This is a genomic window from Cognatilysobacter tabacisoli (genome assembly GCF_003586305.1).
GTDB lineage: Bacteria > Pseudomonadota > Gammaproteobacteria > Xanthomonadales > Xanthomonadaceae > Cognatilysobacter_A > Cognatilysobacter_A tabacisoli.
On the sequence record NZ_QXJI01000001.1, the window covers coordinates 1,304,622 to 1,324,136 of the forward strand.

Genomic DNA, 19,515 nt, shown 5'->3' on the forward strand with positions numbered 1-19,515 from the left:
TGGACATCCGCTGCAGGGCCCGGCACCGCCGGCCGCCGCGCGGATCGCAGGACGGGAAGCAACGACATGCGTGGCATCGACGAAGACACCGGCGAGTACCTCGGCCCCAGCCGCAGCCAGAACCGGCGCGAGGCGCTCGAGGTGCTGTCGCTGGCCGAGAAGCTGGTCGCGCTGACCGAGGCGCAGCTGGCGCGGCTGCCGGTGCCCGAGGGCCTGCTGCCGCACATCCGCGAGACCAAGCGCATCACCGCGCACATCGCGCACAAGCGCCAGCTGGCCTTCCTGGCCAAGCAGATGCGGCGCGAGGACGACGAGGCGCTGGAGGCGATCCGCGACGCGCTCGACGAGGACGGCGAGGCCGCGCGGCGCGAGGTCGCGGCGATGCACCGGGTCGAGACCTGGCGCGAGCGCCTGCTGGCCGACGGCGACGCGGCGCTCGCCGAGCTGCTCGACGAGTACCCGACCGCCGATCGCCAGCACCTGCGCCAGCTGGTCCGCAGCGCGCTCGACGAGCGCAAGCGCAACAAGCCGCCGCGCGCGTTCCGCGAGCTGTACCGCGCGCTGCGCGAGCTGCTGCTCGGCGGCGCGGCCGCGGGCCCGGGCGACGACGAACCGGCGTCCACCGACGACGGCGACGAGGCCTAGTCGCGACGGCGGCGGGGCGAAGCGCGGCCCGCGCGGGGTGCGCGACCGCGTCGGGCGGGCGCCAGCCACGCGCGGCCGATGCGGCAGCGCCGCCCGCGACCGCGGTTGCTCACCGATCAACACGCGCCGATCCCGGATTCCGGCCGTCAGGCCTGCGTGCCGCCGACGGTGATCCCGTCGATCAGCAGCGACGGCTGGCCGACGCCGACCGGCACGCTCTGCCCGTCCTTGCCGCACACGCCGACGCCTTCGTCGAGCGCCAGATCGTGGCCGATCATCTTCACCCGCTGCATCGTCTCCGGGCCGTTGCCGATCAGCGTCGCGCCCTTGACCGGCGCGGTGATGCGGCCGTCCTCGATCAGGTAGGCCTCGGTGGCCGAGAACACGTACTTGCCGCTGGTGATGTCGACCTGGCCGCCGCCGAAGTTGACCGCGTACAGGCCCTTCTTGACCGAGCGGATCATTTCCTCGGGGTCATGCGTGCCGGCGAGCATGTAGGTGTTGGTCATGCGCGGCATCGTCAGGTGCGCGAACGATTCGCGGCGGCCGTTGCCGGTCGCTGCCATGCCCATCAGCCGCGCGTTGAGCGTGTCCTGCATGTAGCCGACCAGCACGCCGTCCTCGATCAGCGTCGTGCACGACGTCGGCGTGCCTTCGTCATCGACGTTCAGCGAGCCGCGGCGGCCCGGCAGCGTGCCGTCGTCGACGATCGTGACGCCCGGCGACGCCACGCGCTGGCCCATGCGGCCGGCGTACGTCGACGTACCCTTGCGGTTGAAATCGCCCTCCAGGCCGTGGCCGACCGCCTCGTGCAGCAGCACGCCGGGCCAGCCGCTGCCGAGCACCACCGGCATCACGCCGGCCGGCGCGTCGACCGCGTCCAGGTTCACCAGCGCCTGGCGCAGCGCTTCGCGCGCCAGCGCCTCGGGCTTGCCGTTGCCGAGCAGCTCGACGTACGAGTAGCGACCGCCGCCGCCGGCGTAGCCGCTTTCGCGGCGGCCGCCCTGCTCGACGATCACCTGCACGTTGATCCGCACCAGCGGGCGCACGTCGGCGGCCACGACGCCGTCGCTTCGCGCGACCAGCACCGTGTCGACGCCGCCGCTGAGGCTGACGACGACCTGCTTGACCCGCGGGTCGGCCGCGCGCACGAGCTTGTCGATGCGCCGCAGCGCTTCGACCTTGTCTTCGTTGGCCATGGAATCGATCGGGTCGTCGCCGGCGTACAGCTGGCGCGGCGCGGCCATCGCGCCATCGCGTCGGGCGACGGCGTGCCCGGCCGCCGCGGCCTGCTCCGGCGACGAGGCGCCCTTGGAAATCGCGCGCGCCGAGCGGGCCGCGGTCAGCAGCGCCTCCGAATTGATCTCGTCCGAGTACGCGAACCCGGTCTTCTCGCCGCTGATCGCGCGCACGCCCACGCCCTGCTCGATCGAGTGCGCGCCGTCCTTGACGATGCCGTCCTCGACCGTCCAGCTCTCGCGGCGCGCGTGCTGGAAATACAGGTCGCCGAAGTCGACGCCGGGGCCGAGCAGCGTGCCGAACGTGCGTTCCAGTCCGGGCGTGTCGAGGCCGGCGGGCAGCAGCAGTCGGGATTCGGCGAGCTGGAAGGGCAGCGTCATGGGCGGGCACGGTTCGCGGGGGTGACCCAGTCTAGATGCGGGCGCGGGCCCCTGCTTCAACCGCATGCGCCACGGTGCGGCGCGTTCCAGGGCGCTGACGCGGCGCCGTTCAGCCGGCCGGGACGTCGTCGCCGGCCGCCGACAGGCGCCCCTGCTCGCGGCTGATCACCTCGACCTTCGGCTCCTTCCACGGTCCGGTGACGCGGTAGGTCTTCGAGGTCATCTGGCCAAGCGGCTTCTGCAGCACCGCGTTGGCGGCTGCGCCGATCGCCGCGCCGACCGGACCGCCGGCCAGCGCCCCGGCGACGGTCAGCAGGCCGCCGGGCTTGGGCTTGACCTCGATGGTCTGGTCGAAGCTCTCGGTGCGCAGGTTCGCGCTGCCGCGGATGTCGATCGTCGCCGAGGCGCCGTCGATGACGAGGTCCTCGCTACGCGCGAGGCCGTCGGCGACGCGCACGCTCCCGCCCATGCGGTTGAACGCAAAGCCCTTGGCGAAGAAGTCGCGGAAATCGAGCGTCAGCCGGCGCGGCAACTCGGCGACGCTGAGCAGGCCGAGCACGCGCCCGGCGCCGGGCTCGATCTCGACCAGCCGGCCGTCGCGCGCGTCCAGCGTGACGCGCCCGTCGAGCGCCGCCAGCCGGAACGCCTGCGGGCTGCCGGCCCAGCCGGCGTCGAACGTCAGGTTGCCCTTGCCGCCGGCCACGCGCCCGCCCATGCCGAAGCCGTCGAGCAGCGCGCCGAAGTTGTCGCTGTCCACGCGCGCCAGCAGCCGCGTGCGCGCCGCCGCGCCGCGGCCGGTCCAGTCGCCTTCGACGTCGATCCGCTGCGCCGGCGTGCGCGTCTGCACCTGCTCGATGCGCAGGCCGTTGGCGGTCGGCCGGGTGCGCACCCGCGCGCTGCCTAGCCGGGCCGCGCCGATGCGCAGGTCGTCGATGTCGAAGCTCAGCGGCGGGATGCGTGCCGGGTCGGTGTCGTCGCCCGCGTTCGCGATGGCCGCCACGGCCTGGCCCGGCGCGCGCGGCAGCGGCTGCCAGTGCACGCGCTCGAAGCGTCCGGCGACGGTCGCCGCCTCGCCGGCCGACAGCAGCACCGCACCTTCGAGCGCCTCGCCCTCGGTACGCACCGCGGTCGCGCCGCGCGCGGCCGGCACGACTTCGACCCGCGTGTCGGGAAATGCACCGCCGAACAGCAGCAGCCGGCGCGCGGTCACGTCGATGCGCTGCAGCGGCACGCCGCCGCCGTCGCCACCGCCGCGCGCCAGCGCGATCCAGTCGATCGCGTCGAGCGCGTCGGCGCGTCCGGTCGCGACCAGCCCGCTGACCGGCGGCGCCTCGTCGACCCGGTCGCTGCCGAGCGCGATGCGCACCCCGGTGCGCGATGCGCCCCCGGCGCCGCTCGACGTGCGCGCGCGCAGCGCCATGCGCTCGCCGAGCGTCACGCGCACGTCGCCGCTGCCGAGCGGCAACGGCGTGTCGATGCTGGCCGCCAGCGCCGCGCCGGCGGGCTTGTCGAGCGGCGCCGGCAGTGTCAGCGCGGTGCCGACGAGACTGGAGCGCAGCTGCAGCCGCGCCGGCGGCGTGCGGCCGGCGACGGATTTCGGAATCGTCACCCCGACGGTCCAGTTCGATCGGCCGTCGAGGTACGGCCGCAGCCAGCCGAGATCCGGCGCGCGCTCGACCAGCTGCGCGGCAGTCAGGCTCGCGTCGAGACCGGCCTCGAACACGTGGGCGCGATCGAGCACGTACTCGTCGCCGGCACGCAGCGACAGCCGCCCGGGCTGCCCGTCGTGGCGCACCGACAGGTCGCGCGCGCGCAGGCCGCTGCGCGAGTACTCCGCGCGGCCGGTCACCTGGTCGAACGCCAGCTTCCAGCGCGCGTCGGACGCGGTCGCGCGGGTGAGGTCCACTGCGCCGCCGAGGGTGAACGCACGCGCATCGCGCAGCGGCATGTCGAGGCGGAAGTCCGCGCGCGCCGGTCCGGCCACGCTGAGGTTCGACAGCGTCTCGCCGTGCATCTGCTGCAGCGGGCTGTTGCGCAGCAGCGCCAGCAGCTGGCGCGCGTCGGTGGTGCCCTCGGCGTCCACGGTCAGGTGGCCGCCGCGGTAGTGGTCGATTCCGCCGCGCATCCGACGGATGCCGATGCCGGCGATCGTGCCGGTGCCCTCGACGGTGAAGCCGTCGGCGAAGAAGTGGGCGTCGAGCGCGACGTCGTCGGCCGCCGGCCAGCCCTCGTGGTACTTCAGCGTCGCGTCGGCGATGCGCGCGGTCGCGTCGAAGCGTCCGGCCTCCACGAACGGCCAGTCGTCGAGGTCGCCCGACACGATCGCGCGGCCGTCCTGCACGCGCCCACCGACCAGCGCCATGTCGAGCCAGCGCACCGCCGCGGGCGGCATCAGCTCGCGCATCCAGAAGCCCTTCGCCGCGACGACGGCGCTGTCGTCGACCGCGACGGCCAGGTCGATCCAAGGCCGCGTACCGTCGCCCTGCCAGCGCAGGCCGCCGCGCGCGTGGCCGCCGTAGTCGTTGCCGCCGATGTGCAGGCCCGGCGTCTCGATCCGCCAGCCGGCGCCGTCGCGCCAACCGGCGACGTCGCCGCGCAGCCGCACCGTGTGCGCCGTGCCGAAGCCGCGCGGCCAGTCGAATCGCACCGGGGCGTCCGGGTCCAGCCGCAGGTGGAAACCGTCGGCGTCGCCCGACAGCACGCCCGACAGCCCGCTCAGGCCGGGCGCGCGATTCACCGGCTGGAAACCCAGCGCGACGATGCGCGCGTCGGCCTGCAGCGTGCCGCCGCGGCGACCGGCGACCGCCACGTCCTCGAGCGCGCCCTGCGGGCGGGCGAGCAGCAGCCACCGCCGCAGCGCCGGCGCGAGCCGGTCGCTCAGCGCCAGCGTCGCCAGCAGCGGCGCCGCGTCGATGCGCTCGGCCAGCAGCGCCTGCTGCGCGCCGCCGGCGATGACCAGGCCGTCGAGGCGCTGCTCGCGGGCGCGAGTGCCAACCCGCAGCGTCGGCGCGTCGACGCGCCAGCCGTCGGCGGTCACGTGCCACCGCGCGAGCGCCTGCACCTTGGCGAAGCGCTGCCGCGGCGGCGGCGCGGTCGACACCAGCGGCCGCCCGCGCAGCGCGACGTCGGACAGCGCCGCGTCGACGGTGACGCCGGCGACGCGGTGGTCGCGCAGTTCGGCCCACGCCTGCGCGCGGCCGCGGCCGCCGTCGACGTGCACGCCGAACGCGTGCAGCACCGGCGCCCATGGCGCGAGGTCGCCCTTCAGCGCGCCTGCGTAGGCGCGGCCGTCGCCGCGGGTGCGGTCGAAATCGAGCGCGCCGTCGACCGGGGCGGCGCCTTCGCGCGGCCACGCGCGCACGCCGGCGCGGATGCGGTTGCCGTCCACGCGCAGCCGCACGTCGATGCGCGGCACGCGGGCGTCGATGCCCAGCGACGGCGCATCGACCGCGAGCCGCGCACCGATCACCTGCAGCTCGCCGAGGCGCTCGAGCGCGGCGAACGGATCGCCGCCGGGCTGCTCCTGGCCCGGCAGGCCGCGCACGCGCCAGCGCCCGTCGTCCTCGCGCAGCAGGGTCAGGTCGAGGCCGCGCAGGCGGAGCTCGGAGAACGGCCGTCCCGGCAGGACGCCGCCGTACACCGACACCAGCATCTCGGTGTCGCCGACGGTGAACGCCTGCGCACCTTCGCCGACGCGCAGGCGATCGAGCTTCAGCAGCGGACCGCGCCGGGTCCATTCGGTTTCGACGCGGTCGAACGCGACCGGTCGCCCGGCGCGCTCGCTGAGCCATGCGGCGATGCGCTCGGGGTTGCGTTCGGCCAGCGGCAGCACCTGGCTGGCGACGCCGAGCAGCAGCGCGACCAGCACCAGCGCGATCGCGACGGTGTAGCCGGCCCCGCGTCGGGCCAGCCGCAGGCGGCGGCGCAGCGGCGTCGGCATCAGCCCCCCGTCGCGCAGCCGTCAGAGCAGCACGACATCGAACTGCTCCTGCGCGTACTGCTCGTCCGACTGGAACCGGATCGACTTGCCGAGGAACTCCTCCAGCTCGGCGACGGCGGCCGACTCCTCGTCGGTGATCCGGGCGACGACCTTCGCCGACGCGATCACCAGCAGCCGCTGCGCGTCGAACTGGCGCACCTGGCGCACGATGTCGCGGAAGATCTCGTACGTCACCGTCTCCGGCGTCTTCAGCATGCCGCGGCCGCCGCACTCGTGGCACGGCTCGCTGAGCTGGCGCTCGAGGCTCTCGGTGGTGCGCTTGCGCGTCATCTCGACCAGGCCCAGCGGCGAGAACTCGTAGACCGTGGTCTTCGCGTGGTCGCGGGCCAGCGCCTTCTCGAGCTGGCGCAGCACTTGGCGCTTGTGCTCGGCATCGGTCATGTCGATGAAGTCGATGATGATGATGCCGCCGAGGTTGCGCAGGCGCAGCTGGCGCGCCACCGATTGCGCCGCCTCGAGGTTGGTGCGGTAGACGGTTTCCTCCAGGTTGCGCTGGCCGAGGAACGAGCCGGTGTTGACGTCGATCGTCGTCATCGCCTCGGTCTGGTCGATCACGAGGTATCCGCCGGACTTCAGCGGCACCTGCTTGTCGAGCGCGCGCTGGATCTCGTCCTCGACGCTGTACAGGTCGAAGATCGGGCGCGCGCCGGCGTAGTGCTCGATCTTCTCGGCCAGCCCCGGCATGTACTGCGCGGCGAACATGCGCAGGCGCTCGCAGGTTTCGCGCGAGTCGACCTTCACCTTCTCGACGTCGCGGCGCATCAGGTCGCGCACCGCGCGCAGCGGCAGGGTCAGGTCCTCGTACACGCACTCGCCGACCCGCGACGACGCCGACCTGGACTCGATCAGCGCCCACGCGCGGTTGAGGTAGCCGATGTCCTCGCCGATCGCTTCCTCGGGCTGGCCCTCGGCATTGGTGCGCACGATGTAGCCGTGGGTCGCCCCGCTCGGCGCGAGCGCGGTGACGCTGGACTTCAGGCGCAGGCGCTCGGCCTCGTCCTCGATCCGCGCCGACACGCCGACCACGCGGGTGCGCGGCAGCAGCACGAGGTAGCGCGACGGGATGCTGAGCTGAGTGGTCAGGCGCGCGCCCTTCGAGCCGATCGGGTCCTTGACCACCTGCACGATGATCTCCTGCCCTTCGCGCAGCAGCTCGGCGATCGGGCGGGTCGGCGCCGGCGGCAGCGGCGCTTCGTCGCCGGCGGCGTCGGCGACCTGGGTCGGCTTGACGATGTCGGCCGCGTGCAGGAACGCGGCGCGGTCCAGCCCGATCTCGACGAATGCCGCCTGCATGCCCGGCATCACCCGCTGCACGCGGCCCTTGTAGATGTTGCCGACCACGCCGCGGCGCCAGCCGCGCTCGATGTGCAGCTCCTGCAGCATGCCGTTCTCGACCACGGCCACGCGGGTTTCGCGCGGCGTGACGTTGACCAGGATCTCCTCGCTCATCTCAGCGCGCCTGCGCGGCCGCGGCGGGCAGCAGGCCGAACTCGCGCAGCAGCCGCGAGGTCTCGCGCAGCGGCAGGCCCATCACGCCCGAGAAGCTGCCGTCGAGCCGGGCGACGAAGGCCTCGGCCGCGCCCTGGATGGCGTAGGCGCCGGCCTTGCCGCGGTGCTCGCCGGTGGCGAGGTACGCGTCGATCTGCGCGTCGTCGAGCGGATCGAAAGTCACCTGCGAGGTCGCCACCACCTGCGCCTCGCGCGACGGCGACACCAGCGACACCGCCGAGACCACGGCGTGGGTGCGTCCGGACAGCCGCCGCAGCATCTCGCGCGCGTGCGCGTCGTCGCGCGGCTTGCCGAACACCTCGTCGTCGAGGATCACCTCGGTGTCCGATCCGAGCACGACCGCGCTCGGATTGCCAACCACGGTCAGCAGTCCGGCGCCGGCCTTCTCGCGGGCGACCCGGCGCACGTATTCTTCCGCCGGCTCGCCGGGCTGCCGCTCTTCGGGCAGGTCGAGGTCGAGCATGCCGAACGACAGGCCGAGGCGGCCCAGCAGTTCGCGCCGGCGCGGGGATTTGGAGGCGAGATAGAGCATCGCCGGAAGCATAACCCGCACCGGCAGGACGCCTGCCCAACGCCCGTGCGTAACCCCGACACGGCTCACGAATCGTTCACCGGATCGGCAACACCCTGCCACCATCCCCTTGGAGTCCACGATGATCCCCTCCCTGCGCCCGCTCGTGCTCGCAGCCGCCCTTGCCCTCGGAGCCGCGCCGATGACCAGCAGCGCCCAGACCCTCCCCGTCGCCGTCAGCGCCGACGGCACCCTGCTGTCGGTCTCTTCGCAGGCCGAAGCGCGCCGCGTGCCGGACATCGCCACCGTATCGGCCGGCGTCGTCACCCAGGCCGCCGACGCCAACGCCGCGATGCGCGCAAATGCCGAGCAGATGGCCAAGGTGGTCGCGGCCATCAAGGCCGCCGGCATCGCCGATCGCGACGTGCAGACCAGCGGCGTCAACCTCAACCCGCAGTACCGCTACGCCGAGAACCAGCCGCCGGCGATCACCGGCTACCAGGCCAGCAACAACGTCAACGTGCTGGTCCGCGATGTCGCCAAGCTCGGCAAGATCCTCGATGCCCTCGTCGCCACCGGTGCCAACCAGGTCAACGGCCCGAGCTTCGACGTCGAGGACAAGGAGTCGGCCTACGACGAGGCGCGCAAGCTCGCGCTCGACAAGGCGCAGCAGCGCGCGGCGATGTACGCCAAGTCGCTGGGCATGCAGGTGCGTCGCATCGTCAGCATCAGCGAGGGCGGCGGGTTCGCGCCGCCGCGTCCGATGGCGGTGATGTCGATGTCGCGTGCGGAGAAGATGGCCGACACGTCGATCTCGCCGGGCGAGAACACGCTGTCGGTGAACCTCGACGTCGTGTTCGAGCTGGGGCGCTGACCGTGGCCGGCCCCGACAAGACCGCCCCGCCCGCGCCGGACCCGCGCCCCGGGCATAACGCGGGTTACCCGGAGCCGCAGCCGCGCGACCGCGACGACGCCCGGGCGCCCGCCCCGCGCGAGCCGGCGCAGTCCGAGGAGGGCGGTCTGGAGCGCGATCCGACCACGTCGCCCGACCCGGCGGAGGACGCCTGACGCGTCAGCTCGCATCGCTCCGATCGCAGAAACACGAGGCCCGCGCAAGCGGGCCTCGTCGCATGCGGCGGTGCAATGCGGATGCGGAATCGCGGCCGCGTGCACGCCTCCAACCCCGTTCGGCGCACCCGCGCGTTTGCAGCGGTGCCCGACACTCACGGAGGTGGATCATGGTGCACGCCACGCAAACCCACGCCCCCACGACTGGCCGCTCGCTGCAGCTGGACGCGGGCCGGATCGGCGCGCAGACCGGCACGCTCGCGCTCAACGGCGCGCTGCTGCTGGCGCTGCTGATCCCGGTTGCCGCGCCCCCGCTGATCGATGCCGCGCGCGACCGCGATCCGGACGTGATCCTGATCGCGCCGCCGCCGAAGCCGCCTGTCGTCGAGGCGCGCGTCGTGCCCAAGCCCGATCGCGTGCGTCCGGCGCCGGTGGCCACGCCGCGCCCGGTTCCGCGCATCGAAGCGCCACCGGTGGTGTTCGACGACCCGCAGCCGAGCGACACCGTCGTCGCCGACGTCACGCCGCCGGCCGATCCGGCAACCGAAGATCTCGGCGGCGACGTCGCGCCGGCCACCGGCGCCGTGCTGCAGTACCTGTCGGCCCCGCCCCCGCCGTACCCGCGCGACGCGCTGCTCGGCGGCCTCACCGGCACGGTGGTGCTGAACGTGCACGTCGGTGTCGACGGTCGGCCGATCGGCGTGACCATCGCGACCAGCAGCGGCCACCGCGTGCTCGATGCCGCCGCGCGCCGACAGGTGCTTGCGCGGTGGCGCTTCGTGCCGGCGCAGCGCAACGGGCTGGCGATCGAAGCCATTGGCCGGGTGCCGGTCGATTTCGTGCTCGACCGCTGAAGGCGCCCCGTCGCGGCGCCGACACCGGCTCCGCGGCCGGCGTGGGTCGAACCGATCAGGCCCGGTGGTACGGGTGGTTGGCGAGCAGCGCCGCGGCACGGTACAGCTGCTCGGCCACCAGCAGCCGCACCAGCATGTGCGGCAGCGTCAGCGGCCCCAGCGCCCACTGCTCGTCCGCGCGCGCGAGCACATCGGGCGCGTGGCCTTCGGGCCCGCCGATCAGCAGGGCCAGATCGCGGCCCTGCCCCCGCCAGTGTTCGAGCCGCTGCGCGAGTTGCTCGGAGGTCCAGCCGCGACCGCGCCCGTCGAGCGCGATCACGTGCGCATTCTTCGGCAGCGCCGCCAGCACGCGCGCGCCTTCATCGGACGTCGCGCGCGTCGCATCGCGGCCCTTGCCGCGCAGGCCCGGCTCGATCTCGATCAGCTCCAGCGGCAGCCAGTGGGACAGACGCTTGGCGTATTCGCCGTAGCCGTCGGCCACCCAGCGCGGGGCGCGCTCGCCGACGGCGATCAGTTTGGCTTTCATGCGTGGATGGTAGTCGCCCGGGCCTGCGCCGCGTCACGGTTCGGGCGCACGTCATCCCGGTGTCACGCCGCGGTCAGGTCGCGATTCTAGGTTCGTGGCTCCCCCGCACCCAGGAGCCGCACATGGAAACGCTGGACACCACCCGCCGCCAAGTCCTCAAGGGCGGCGCCGCCGCCATGGCCGTCGGCGCCATCGGCAGCCTCGGCGGGCTCTATTCGCGCCAGGCGATGGCCGCCGCCGAGCCGACCCGGCTCGCCCCGATCCCGAGCCCGTACGGCGAGCTGCGCGCCGTTGCCGACCGCAGCACCGGGCTCGAGCTGCTGCAGCTGCCGCCGGGCTTTTCGTACACGTCGTTCGGCTGGAGCGGCGACCCGATGGCCGACGGCCAGCCGTGCCCCGATCGCCACGACGGCATGGCGGTGATGCGCCGCGGCAACGGCCTGTCGCTCGGGTTGGCCGCGCACGGCCGCGGCCGCGGTCGCGGTCCCACGCTCGCGCTGGTGCGCAACCACGAGCGCGGCATCGTCAGCAACCCGATCACCGGCGTGGCCACCTACGACAGCGGCGTGTTCGAAGGCGGGATGGCCGGCGGCGGCACCACGACGCTGTACTGGCGCGATGGCGAATGGCTCGACATGCGCCCCAGCCTCGGCGGCACGGTCGTCAACTGCGCCGGTGGCCTGACGCCGTGGGGCACGTGGCTGACCTGCGAGGAGATCAAGACCAACGCGACGTCGAGCGCCGGCCGCAAGCACGGCTACGTGTTCGAGGTCGATCCGGACGGCGAGCGCACCAGCGGGCGCCCGCTCGTGGCGCTGGGGCGCTTCAGCCACGAGGCCGTGGCGATCGACCCGCGCACCGGCTACGTCTACCTGACCGAGGACGACCGCAACAAGTCGGGCCTCTACCGCTTCATCCCGAACGACCGCGCCGGCCGCCTCGGCTCGCTCGACAACGGCGGCCGGCTGCAGGCCGCGCGCGTGGTCGGTCGCGACAACGTCGACCTGACCGTCGCGGTGATCGGCGCGGAGTACGCGCTGGAGTGGGTCGACATCGCCGATCCGGACCTCGACAGCCTCGACGGCACCGGCGTGCCCGACCTCTCGGCCGGCGACACGATCAGCGGCCCATTCGCGCAGGCGTGGGCCGACGGCGCGCTGCGCATGGCGCGTGGCGAAGGCATCTGGTACGCGGGCGGCAAAATGTTCATCGTCGACACGGCGACCGGCACCGACAGCCGCGGTCGCAGGGGCCGCGGCAACGGCGCGGTGTGGGTGCTCGACCTGGCCAGCCAGCGCCTGAGCGCGCTGTTCGTCAGCGGCAACCAGCTGGCCGCGCACAACCCCGACAACATCACCGTCAGCCCGCGCGGCGGCGTGGTGCTGTGCGAGGACGGCGGCGAAAGCCCGGACGTCTACGGGCCCGGCTCGCGGCTGATCGGCCTGACCCGCGGCGGCGAGTCGTTCTACGTCGGCAAGAACAACGTCGCGCTGACCTCGACCCAGCTGGCCAATGCGGGCAAGCGCGTGGCAGCGGGCGATTACCGCGGCAGCGAGTTCTGTGGCGCGTGCTGGGATCCAACCGGCGAGACGCTGTTCGTCAACCTGCAGTCGCCGGGGATCACCGTCGCGATCACCGGGCCCTGGCAGCGCGGGCCGCTCTGACGCCCACCGCCGCACCAGTGAAAACGGCGCCCGAGGGCGCCGTTTTCGTCATGCGATGCGGAGCTTCGCCGCGGCTCAGCGGCGCGCGTCGGCGTCGTCGACGCTGCCGTACTCGTCGATCGATTCCGGCGGCTGGTCGCCGACCGTCCACAGGCGCTCGAGGGCGTAAAACTCGCGCACGCGCGGCAGCATGACGTGGACGATCACGTCGCCGAGGTCGACCAGCACCCACTCGGCCTCGCGCTCGCCCTCGACGCCCAGCGGCATCACGTCGAGCTGCTTTGCGAACTTGACGACCTCGTCGGCGATCGACTTCACGTGGCGGGTCGAAGTTCCGGACGCGATCACCATGTAGTCGGTCACGCTGCTCTTGCCGCGCACGTCGATCTCGACCACGTCCTTGGCTTTGAGGTTCTCGACCGCTCCGTTGACGGACTTCAGCAGCGCATCGACGGACGGCGGCGGGCTCGGGAGGCGGGTCTTGATGACGTGGGCTTGGCTGGTCAAGGGCTCGGGACTCGGGGATGCGGATTGCACGAGGAATTATAACGGAGGCGGCGTCGTCGCCCGGTCGCCGCCCCGCGCCCCGTACAGCTGGCGGTGCTCGATGTAGGCGGCCACCGCGGGGGCGGTCCAGTCGCGCCAGGGCTCGCCGGCCCGGATGCGACGCCGCAGCTCGGTCGACGACTCCGGCCTCAGCGCAGCCAGCGGCAGCACGGCCAGCCCGCCGGCCGAGGCCTGGGCGAGGTCGGCGGCAGCGCGCCAGCGGGTCGAGACTTCCGCCGCGACGGTCGGCGAGCGGGCCGCGAGCCAGCTGGCGTCGGGCGCATCGCCGGCGCGTCGGACCACGAGCAGGTGCGCCAGCGAGAACAGGTCACGCCACGCGTGCCAAGTGTCGAGCGCGGCCAGCGAATCGGCCCCGACCAGCCACGCGATCGCGCGGTCGGCGCCGAACTCCTCGCGGAGCGCGCGCAGCGTGTCGACGGTGTACGAGGGTCCGTCGCGCCCCAGTTCGCGACGATCGACCTTCAGCCCCGGTTCGCCGGCCACCGCGATCTCGAGCATGCGCGCGCGCTGTGCGGCATCGGCGTGGGTGGCGTCCTTGTGCGGCGGGTCGGCCGCGGGCAGCAGCCGTACGCTGGCGTCGAGCGCGTCGCGTGCGGCGCGGGCGATGGCGAGGTGTCCGTTGTGGACCGGGTCGAACGTGCCGCCGTAGCAGACCAGCAGGCTCATGCCCGCGCGAGCAGCCGCCCGCCGCGCGTGTCGGCGACCGCCAGCAGCAGCCGCTCCAGCGCGACCCACGCGTCCACCGGCTCTTCGCCGACGCGCGGCCGGCCCTTGGCGATCCGGTCGACGCGGCCGGCTTCGGCGACGAAGCGCTCCCACCGCGCGGCGTCGTGCCGCTGCAGCGCGCGGCGGTACATCGGCTGCTTGGAGTCCCACACGCGCTGCGCCTTGAACTCGGCGGCGAGGTTGCCGCCGCGCGCGCTCACTCGCGCCAGCGCCGCGCCGCGCTGTAGTTCGATGACGACCATGCCGAGCAGCGCGGGCACCGCCTCGCCCTCGGCGCGCAGCCCGGCGAGCATCCGCGAGACCAGCGCGCCCTGCCCGTTCATCGTCGCATCGACCAGCCGGAACACGTCGAAGCGTGCGGCATCGGCGACCAGCGATTCCATCCGTTCGGTATCGAGCATCTGCCCGTCGGACAGCAGCGCCAGCTTGTCGATCTCCTGCGCCGCGGCCAGCAGGTTGCCCTCGACGCGGTCGGCCAGCCGCTGCACCGCGCCGCGGTCGGCCTTCAGGCCTTTCGCGCGCAGTCGGCGCTCGATCCAGTCCGGCAGTTCGTGCGGCTTGACCGCCCACGCGACCGCGACCGCGCCGACCCGCCCGATCGCGTCCGCCCACTTGCCGCCGTGCGACTTGCTCCAATCGCCGGCGGTCACCAGCAGCACCACGTCCGGCGGCGGGGCGGCACAGAACGCCTCGATGATCGCGCCGCCGTCCTTGCCCGGCTTGCCGGTCGGCAGGCGCAATTCGACCAGTCGGCGGCTTGCGAACAGGCTGGGGGCGTTGAAGGTCGCGTCGAGTGCGTTCCAGTCCGGTTCGCGCTGGTTGCCTTCGGCCTCGAACACCTCGCGCTCTGCGATGCCCTGCGCGCGCGCCGCGGCGCGCACGGCGTCGGCCGCCTCGAGCACGCGCAGCGCCTCGGGTCCGGCAATCAGGTAGGCGGGGCGAAGCGGCCCGGATTCGAGCTGGGCGGCCAGCTGCTCCGGCTTGAGCTCCATCTCAGCGCGGCGTCGGCGGCGGCGTGGTGGACGTCGGCTCGGACGGCGGCGGCGGGGACGTCGTACCTTCGACCGGCGTGTCGGTAGGCGTCACGGTCGACGCCTCGGGCGACAGTCCGGTCGCGGTGGCGTTCGACGACGGCGGCGGCGCGGTCGCGGCCGTGGTCACGGCGCGACGGGCGACGGTGTCGATCCGGCGCAGGACCGAGGCGGCCATCTCGCGGCGCAGTTCGCGCTGCAGAATCTCGCGCTCGCCCTCGGTGCCGATCGAGTTGGTCGGGTTGGATACGTAGTCGCGCGCCAGCTCGATGGTCTGGCGCGGCACGATTGCGCTGCCGTCGGCGGCGCGCAGCTCGAAGATCACTGCGTAGCGCAGGCTGAACTCCTGCGAGCGGCCGAACGCGTCGACGCTGATCGGCGTGTCGCCCCACTGCTCGGACAGCAGGTCGAGGACCACGACCTCGTCGCCGCTGTCCGCACCGGCCAGCGTCGCGCCGGCGCGCTCGATCGACTGGGACAGCGATTCGGCCAGTGGGCTGTAGCGATCGACCGACACCACGCGCACCGGACCGAGGTCGGGCGGCAGGGTCAGCGCGTCGCGAAGCTGGAAACCGCAGGCCGAAACGGCCAGCACGAGGACGGACAGCGCGAGGCTGCGCAGGGGGTGTCGGGTCATGCCCGAAGTCTGGACGACGCGGCGATGCGCATCAATAGCGGATCGCCGCGTCGCTGGCGCGCGCTTCAGCCGTCGGCGTGCACGCCGCGTGAAGTCGTCAGCCCGCGACGATGTTGACGATCTTGCCGGGCACGACGATCACCTTGCGCACCGTCTGTCCCTCCAGGTACTTGGCCACGTTCGGCTCGGCGAGCGCCAGGCGCTCGGCCTCCTCGCGCGCGACGCCGACGGCGACCTCGATCGTGCCGCGCAGCTTGCCGTTGACCTGCACCGCCAGCGTCACCGCGTCGCGCAGCAGCGCGTCCGGGTCGGCCACCGGGAACGGCACGTCCTCGAGCAGCGTCTCCGGGTGGCCCAGCGCCTGCCACAGCGCGTGGCACACGTGCGGCGTGACCGGATTCAGCAGCAGCACCATCGCCTGCAGCGCTTCGTGGCGCACCGCCCGACCCTGGTCGCTCATGTCGGTGAACTTCGAGACATGGTTCAGCAGCTCCATCAGCGCGGCGATCGCGGTGTTGAAGCTGTGCCGGCGGCCGTAGTCGTCGCCGATCTTCTGGATCGCCTCGTGCAGCTGGCGGCGCAGGGTCTTCTGGCCGGCATCGAGCGCGGACGGGTCGACCTCGGGGTGGTCCGGCTGCGATACATGCGTCAGCACCTCGCGCCAGAACCGGCGCAGGAAGCGCGCCATGCCCTCGACGCCGGCCTCGTTCCACTCCAGCGACTGCTCGGGCGGCGCGGCGAACATCGAGAACAGGCGCACCGTGTCGGCGCCGTACCTGCCGACCATCAGCTGCGGGTCGACGCCGTTGTTCTTCGACTTCGACATCTTCTCGATGCCGCCGATCGCCACCGGCCGGCCATCGCTGCGCAGCGTGGCGCCGACGATGCGGCCGCGCTCGTCGCGGACGATGTCGACGTCGGCCGGGTTGAACCAGTCCTTAGCGCCGTTCGCGTCCTCGCGATAGAACGTCTCGGCGATCACCATGCCCTGCGTGAGCAGGTTGACCGCCGGCTCGTCGCTGGCGACCAGCCCCTGGTCGCGCATGAGCTTGTGGTAGAAGCGGAAATACAGCAGGTGCAGGATCGCGTGCTCGATGCCGCCGATGTACTGGTCGACCGGGGTCCAGTACTTCGCGCGCTCGTCGACCTGCTGCGCGGCGCCCGGCGAGGTGTAGCGGGCGTAGTACCAGCTCGACTCCATGAACGTGTCGAACGTGTCGGTTTCGCGCTCGGCCGCGCCGCCGCACTGCGGGCACGCGGTCTTGCGCCATTCGGGGTCGGTCTTGATCGGCGAGGCCACGCCGCTGAATGCGACGTCCTCGGGCAACACGACCGGCAGCTGGTCCTCGGGCACGGGCACGTCGCCGCAGGCCGGGCACAGGATCACCGGGATCGGGCAGCCCCAATAGCGCTGGCGGCTGACGCCCCAGTCGCGCAGGCGGTAGTTGACGCGGCGCTGGCCACGGCCGGCGGATTCGAAGCGCTCGGCGAGCGCATCGAGCGCCTGCTGGAAGTCCATGCCGTCGAACTCGCCCGAATTCACCAGCCAGCCGCGCTCGGTGTACGCGCCCTCCTCGGCGATGCGCCGCTGGAACGCCTCGACCACCTGCACCGCCGCGCCGGTGTCGTACACGTCGATCGCGCCGCCCTCGCCGAGCGCGCTGCGCATCGCGTCGTCGTGCTGGCCGACGTGCTTGGTGATCTCGGCCAATGCGTCGCGCACCTCGATCGGCACGACCACCATGCGGATCGGCAGGTCGTAGGCGCGGGCGAACTCCCAGTCGCGCTCGTCGTGGCCGGGCACGGCCATGACCGCGCCGGTGCCGTAGTTCATCAGCACGAAGTTGGCGACGTACACCGGCAGCGATTCGCCGGTGATCGGGTGCAGCGCGCGCAGGCCGGTGTCGCGGCCGCGCTTGACCTGGGTCTCGAGCTCGGCCTCGGACACGCCGCCGCGGCGCAGGTCGGCGATGAACTCGGCCAGGTCGGCATCGTCCTTCGCCGCGTGCAGCGCCAGCGGGTGCTCGGCGGCGATCGACACGAAGGTGACGCCCATCAGCGTGTCAGGGCGGGTGGTGAACACCGCCAGGCCGCCGCCGTCGGGCATCGTCACCGCATGGCCGCCGCCGTCGACGACGTCGAAGTGGATCTCCAGGCCCTCGCTGCGGCCGATCCAGTTGCGCTGCATGGTCTTGACCGGATCCGGCCAGCCCGGCAGGTGGTCGAGGCCGTCGAGCAGCTCCTGCGCGTAGTCGGTGATCTTCAGGAACCACTGCGGGATCTCGCGCTTCTCGACCAGCGCGCCGGTGCGCCAGCCGCGGCCGTCGATCACCTGCTCGTTGGCCAGCACGGTCTGGTCGACCGGGTCCCAGTTGACGACCGAGTTCTTGCGGTACGCCAGGCCCTGCTTCATCAGCCGCACGAACATGCGCTGCTCGTGCACGTAGTACGACGGCTGGCAGGTGGCGAACTCGCGCGACCAGTCGATCGCGTAGCCCATCTGCTGCAGCTGGGCCTTCATGTGGGCGATGTTGGCGTAGGTCCATTTCGCCGGCGCGGTGTTGTTCTTGATCGCGGCGTTCTCGGCCGGCAGGCCGAATGCGTCCCAGCCCATCGGCTGCAGCACGTTGTGGCCGGTCATGCGCTTGTAGCGGCTGATGACGTCGCCGATCGTGTAGTTGCGCACGTGGCCCATGTGCAGCGCGCCCGACGGGTACGGCAGCATCGACAGGCAGTAGTACTTGGGCTTGGCCGACGCCTCGTCGACCTCGAACGCCCGCGTACCGGTCCAGAAGCGCTGGGCCGCGGCCTCGACGGCGGCCGGGTCGTAGGCCCGCGGGTCGGTGGCGTTCGGGTCGGTCGGGGCGGCTTCGAGGGACACGGCAAGGCATCTGGACTGGGGACCGGAGAGCCTACCGCAGCGCACCATCGCCCGCCACGCAGCCGCTACCATCGCCGCGCCCTTCCCAACGCCAGGCCGCGCCGCTGAAACCGACTCCCGACCAGCTCGACCACGCCCGGCGCCAGTGGCTCGACGGCATCGCCGCCCAGCACCGCGCCGCGCCTACCCCGGACAGCGCGCTCGCCCTGGCCCGCGCCCAGTGGCTGTGCGGCGACTACGACGACGCGCTCGCGCACTTCCTCGACGCGCGCCGACGGGTCCCGGCCAGCGCCGACGCCGACCTCGCCGCGATCCGCGCCGCATCGATGCTTGGGGAGACCGCGCTGGAGGCGGAACTGCTCACAACTGCACTGCGCGCGCACCCGGACGATGCGGCGCTGCGCCTGCATGCCGCGCTGTCGCAGGTGCCCGACGACCTCGATGCGGCGCGCGCTGCGCTGGCGCCGCTGGCCGCCGATGCCGTGGCCGGCGAATTCGCCGAGGCGATCGACGCCGTGCGCACCGGCCGCCTACCGCCTGCCGGCCCGGCCGAGACCGACACCGACACCGAACAGGCCCAGCGCCGCGCCGCGCGGCACGACAGCCTGCGCTGGGCGATGGCGCACGCCACGTCGCCATCGGCGCACGTGGGCCTGCCGTCGCGGGTGCTGCTGCGCGCGCTCGAGCAGGCGCCGGCCGACGGCCTGACGCTCGAGTGCGGCGTCTACTTCGGCCGCTCGCTGCGGTTGATCGCGGCGGGCACGAACGGCCCGGTGCACGGCTTCGACAGCTTCGACGGCCTGCCGGAGGCCTGGAGCGAGCGCGAGTCGGCCGGCGCGTACAGCACCGGCGGGCGCCTGCCGCGCGTGGCGGCCAACGTCACCCTGCACCGCGGCTGGTTCGAGGACACGCTGCCGCCGTTCTTCGGGGAGCACGCTGGGCCGATCCGCCTGCTGCATGTCGACTGCGACCTGTACAGCTCGACCCGCACAGTGCTCGCACACGCCGATGCGCGGCTGGTACCGGGCAGCATCGTCGTGTTCGACGACCTGCTCGGCTACCCGGGTTACGCCGCGCACGAACTGCGCGCGTTCGAGGAGTTCGCCGCGTCGCGGCGGGTCCGATGGTCGCTGGTCGCCGCCTGCCTGCTCGGCCGCGAGGTCGCCGTCCGCATCGAAGGTCGCTAGCCGAGCGGCCGCCGCCGCGGGCCTGCGACCAAAGACGAAGGCCGCGGCCGCGGCGCGCCCCTAGAATCGAGCCCTCCCCGCGCCGCCCTC

Annotated in this window: 15 protein-coding genes; 5 read left to right on the forward strand and 10 right to left on the reverse strand. The window is 73.1% G+C overall.

Translation table 11 applies throughout. The features are described 5' to 3' along the window. The first annotated feature begins 66 nt into the window (after positions 1-66). Positions 67-645, forward strand: coding sequence for a ribosome biogenesis factor YjgA (gene yjgA, locus D3A60_RS10625; RefSeq protein ID WP_119718632.1), 579 nt, complete (start codon positions 67-69; stop codon positions 643-645). 146 nt (positions 646-791) lie between these two features. On the opposite strand, the gene tldD is transcribed toward yjgA, so the two are convergent. The 4 genes from tldD to D3A60_RS10645 all read right to left on the reverse strand — a co-directional run bounded on the left by tldD (position 792) and on the right by D3A60_RS10645 (position 8,305). After that, positions 792-2,264, reverse strand: a complete 1,473-nt coding sequence (gene tldD, locus D3A60_RS10630) for a metalloprotease TldD (RefSeq protein ID WP_119718633.1) — start codon at positions 2,262-2,264, stop codon at positions 792-794. Between the two features lie 109 nt (positions 2,265-2,373). Further along, complete coding sequence (locus tag D3A60_RS10635) at positions 2,374-6,204, reverse strand: YhdP family protein (RefSeq protein WP_119718634.1); 3,831 nt, start codon at positions 6,202-6,204, stop codon at positions 2,374-2,376. A gap of 21 nt (positions 6,205-6,225) precedes the next feature. Then, positions 6,226-7,713, reverse strand: a complete 1,488-nt coding sequence (rng, locus tag D3A60_RS10640; protein WP_119718635.1) for a ribonuclease G — start codon at positions 7,711-7,713, stop codon at positions 6,226-6,228. Between the two features lies 1 nt (position 7,714). Further along, a complete protein-coding gene (locus D3A60_RS10645; RefSeq protein WP_119718636.1) occupies positions 7,715-8,305 on the reverse strand; it encodes a Maf family protein in 591 nt (196 codons plus the stop codon). Between the two features lie 121 nt (positions 8,306-8,426). Here D3A60_RS10645 and D3A60_RS10650 point away from each other — a divergent pair, with 121 nt between their 5' ends. Then, positions 8,427-9,158, forward strand: a complete 732-nt coding sequence (locus D3A60_RS10650; protein ID WP_119718637.1) for an SIMPL domain-containing protein — start codon at positions 8,427-8,429, stop codon at positions 9,156-9,158. A 364-nt stretch (positions 9,159-9,522) separates the two neighbouring features. After that, positions 9,523-10,206 carry an energy transducer TonB gene (locus D3A60_RS10660; RefSeq protein WP_157981468.1) on the forward strand — a complete coding sequence of 228 codons (684 nt, stop codon included), beginning with the start codon at positions 9,523-9,525 and terminating at the stop codon, positions 10,204-10,206. 55 nt (positions 10,207-10,261) lie between these two features. On the opposite strand, the gene rlmH is transcribed toward D3A60_RS10660, so the two are convergent. Further along, positions 10,262-10,732, reverse strand: a complete 471-nt coding sequence (rlmH, locus tag D3A60_RS10665) for a 23S rRNA (pseudouridine(1915)-N(3))-methyltransferase RlmH (protein ID WP_119718640.1) — start codon at positions 10,730-10,732, stop codon at positions 10,262-10,264. A 122-nt stretch (positions 10,733-10,854) separates the two neighbouring features. On the opposite strand from rlmH, the gene D3A60_RS10670 reads away from it, so the two are divergent. After that, positions 10,855-12,396: an alkaline phosphatase PhoX gene (locus D3A60_RS10670; protein ID WP_119718641.1), complete on the forward strand. Its 1,542-nt coding sequence runs from the start codon at positions 10,855-10,857 to the stop codon at positions 12,394-12,396. Between the two features lie 75 nt (positions 12,397-12,471). Here the strand turns inward: D3A60_RS10670 and rsfS are convergent, their stop codons facing one another. The 5 genes from rsfS to leuS form a co-directional block, all read right to left on the reverse strand. Beyond that, positions 12,472-12,903: a ribosome silencing factor gene (gene rsfS / locus D3A60_RS10675; protein ID WP_119718642.1), complete on the reverse strand. Its 432-nt coding sequence runs from the start codon at positions 12,901-12,903 to the stop codon at positions 12,472-12,474. Positions 12,904-12,939: 36 nt separating this feature from the next. Beyond that, positions 12,940-13,629, reverse strand: a complete 690-nt coding sequence (gene nadD, locus D3A60_RS10680; protein ID WP_119718643.1) for a nicotinate-nucleotide adenylyltransferase — start codon at positions 13,627-13,629, stop codon at positions 12,940-12,942. Then, on the reverse strand, positions 13,626-14,681 hold the full coding sequence (holA, locus tag D3A60_RS10685; protein WP_119718644.1) for a DNA polymerase III subunit delta: 1,056 nt from the start codon (positions 14,679-14,681) through the stop codon (positions 13,626-13,628). Before holA ends, nadD begins: the two co-directional genes overlap by 4 nt. 1 nt (position 14,682) lies before the next feature. Further along, positions 14,683-15,357, reverse strand: coding sequence for an LPS-assembly lipoprotein LptE (locus tag D3A60_RS10690; RefSeq protein ID WP_119718645.1), 675 nt, complete (start codon positions 15,355-15,357; stop codon positions 14,683-14,685). Between the two features lie 97 nt (positions 15,358-15,454). After that, positions 15,455-18,238, reverse strand: coding sequence for a leucine--tRNA ligase (gene leuS / locus D3A60_RS10695; protein WP_231120471.1), 2,784 nt, complete (start codon positions 18,236-18,238; stop codon positions 15,455-15,457). Positions 18,239-18,564: 326 nt separating this feature from the next. Here leuS and D3A60_RS10700 point away from each other — a divergent pair, with 326 nt between their 5' ends. Further along, the gene (locus D3A60_RS10700; RefSeq protein ID WP_119718647.1) at positions 18,565-19,425 is read left to right on the forward strand and encodes a class I SAM-dependent methyltransferase; all 861 of its coding nucleotides are present in this window, start codon (positions 18,565-18,567) and stop codon (positions 19,423-19,425) included. The last annotated feature ends 90 nt before the right edge of the window (positions 19,426-19,515 follow it).